Here is a 2,623-nt window from a genome sequence, read left to right as displayed (position 1 = left end):
GCAAGATCGATTGGAAGATAATAAAAAAGACCTGAGAAACGAACAGGAGAAATTCGACAAGAAATTACGCAAAGGTAAATTATCTCCGGAAGACGAAATCAAAGGCAGAGAAAAGCTTTTAAAGCTCAACAACAAACAAAAAGAATTGTTATTAGATGTTGAAAAAGCCCAACTGAAACTGAACAAATTAGATTAATAAAAAAAAGCCATTCAAATTGAATGGCTTTTTTTATTCTGTCAATCGCTTACTTCTTGATTTCGGCGATTTTCTTTTTATCCTTTAAGTTGATTGTTCCTTTGCTGATTAAGGTATTCGACTTCATATCGGTTAAAATATTCAAGGCTTCTTCTACGTAAACGTCTTTGGAAAGACTTTCGTGCCATCTTTCGCGTTTCTGTGCTAAAAGCGAATCGCTTTTAAACAATTCCTGCTCGTACGGCAAAGAAGCAAACTGCAAAGTATTTTTATAATCTGCGATGCCTTTGAATTTTTTAGCAGCATTTTCCACAGCGTCTTCTTCCGCTTTAAACTTGTTGAAATTCAAACTGTATTCGTAAACATCTTTACGCTGGTTAATCCATTTCGCGTTTTCATCAATTAAACGGAAAGTTTCATTCGCTGCCATTCGCTCTTTGCTTTTCGCAATTACATCACTGAAACTAGCGTTTTTAGCCACTTTATAACTTGCCTCGTCAATCTTATCCCATGGCATCGCGTTTTCAATGTCGCGTTCTCCCATGTCAATGTATGAATAACGATCCGGCATTACGATGTCACTCAACACACCTTCACGCTGTGTCGAACCACCATTAATTCTATAGAATTTCTGCGTAGTTGTTTTCAAAGCACCTAAGTCACCGTAAGAACTGCTTCTCACGAACTGATTTAAGTCGATAACATTCTGAACGGTTCCTTTTCCGTAGCTGTGTTTACTTCCGATTACAACACCACGTTTGTAATCCTGAATCGCTGCCGCAAAAATTTCAGATGCCGAAGCCGAAAAATTATTCACCATTACCACAAGCGGTCCATCCCACTGTACGCGAGAATCTTTATCATATAAAACCTCTTTTCTTTTACCGGAAGATTTTACCTGAACTACTGGTCCGTCTTCAATAAACAAACCAACCATATCCACTACGGTTTGCAAAGAACCTCCGCCGTTATCGCGTAAATCCATTACAATTCCTTCCACGCCGGCAGCTTTCAACCTTTCGATTTCTTTAGCCACATCTTTGAATGCATCGCGGTTGTCTTTATTTTCAAAGTTGATGTAGAATTTTGGCAGATAAATTACCCCGAAAGTTTTATCTCCCTGTTTCACAACACTTGATTTGGCATAGGTTTCTTCCAACTCCACTACTTCACGGATGATGGAAATTACCTTGATAGTTCCGTCTACTTTTTTAACGGTCAAACGTACTTCCGTTCCTTTTTTTCCTTTGATTTTTTTCACCACATCGTCCAAACGCATGCCGACTACATCAATAGGTTCGTCATCGCCTTGGGCTACTTTCATAATCAAATCACCTTGCTCAAGTTCTTTTCCTCTCCAAGCTGGTCCACCAGGGATTAATTCAGAAATTTCAGTGATGTCGTTTTTCTTTTGCAGACGCGCACCGATTCCTTCCAAAGTTCCGCTCATGCTGATGTCGAACTTGTCTTTTTCTTCTGGAGCAAAATAGAAGGTATGCGGATCAAAACGCTCTACAATCGCATTGATGTAAATGGAAAACCAATCGTTTCGGTCTAATTCTTCCACAAAATCAAAGTATTCGTTTAACGATTTTAAGGTTGTTTCGCGCGAATCTTTTTCCAAATCTGCCATCGATTTCGCTTCGTAACCCGATTCGCTTTTCTTTTTGTCTTCTTCTAATTTTATTTTATCCGTAACCGAAGACAACACCGATAATTTCAACTGTTTTTCCCAACGGCTCTTCAACTCTGAACGGTTTTTAGAAAACGGAGCCTTATCATAATCAGTATTGATCGATTCGTCTTTTGAAAAATCAAATGGTTTGTCTAAAATATCTTTGTAAATTTTTCGGGATTCAGCCACACGCTCAATCAAACGATTGTATGTCAATTCGAAGAATTTCAAATCCTTGTTTTTGATCATGTCGTCAATCTGCGTTTCATACTTCTTGAATTCGTCGATATCAGACTGTACAAAGAAACGCTTCGACGGATCTAAAGCATTCACATACTCTTTAAAAACGTTTTTGGAAAAGTTGTCATCCATTGCAATCGGATCGTAATGACCTTTTTCAAGCACAAAAGTTAAAAGTTCCAGTAAAAGACGGTCTTTTTCCGGATCTTCCTTTTTGTGAGGCATAAAACTCCATAGTATTGCCGATAAAGCGGTTACCAGCAACACAACCTTATAATTTCTCTTCATAAACTGCCAAAAAGTTTTCATTAGTATTTTTCACTAAATTACACAAAAAACAAAGCCTTTGCCTTAATGTTCCACTAATATTTTGTTAAAGATTTCATTTTATTCACAAAATGCTAAAAACAAAAATTATACCAACCTCATCGGGAAATTGCTTATTTTAGCGAAAGTAAACAATTACCCACAATCATGAAAAAAAGACCGCTGATTTTAGTAACCAACGACGA

Annotated in this window: 1 protein-coding gene and 1 pseudogene; one reads left to right on the top strand and one right to left on the bottom strand. The window is 37.5% G+C overall.

What is annotated here, in order from left to right:
- Nucleotides 1–196 (top strand): annotated as a pseudogene (locus RUH60_RS11545) (hypothetical protein); the annotation flags it as partial.
- Between the two features lie 49 nt (nt 197–245).
- Here the strand turns inward: RUH60_RS11545 and RUH60_RS11540 are convergent.
- Entirely contained in the window at nt 246–2,420 is a 2,175-nt protein-coding gene (locus RUH60_RS11540; protein ID WP_409559661.1) for a carboxy terminal-processing peptidase, read from the bottom strand.
- Nucleotides 2,421–2,623: the final 203 nt, after the last annotated feature.

It is taken from the genome of Flavobacterium sp., assembly GCF_032153895.1.
Classification (GTDB): domain Bacteria; phylum Bacteroidota; class Bacteroidia; order Flavobacteriales; family Flavobacteriaceae; genus Flavobacterium.
This window is presented reverse-complemented; position numbering and strand designations above follow the sequence as displayed.

What these genes read in the sequence shown, in the direction of transcription:
- RUH60_RS11540 (WP_409559661.1), bottom strand. Translation starts at nt 2,420, where the DNA reads ATGAAAACTTTTTGGCAGTTTATGAAGAGAAATTATAAGGTTGTGTTG.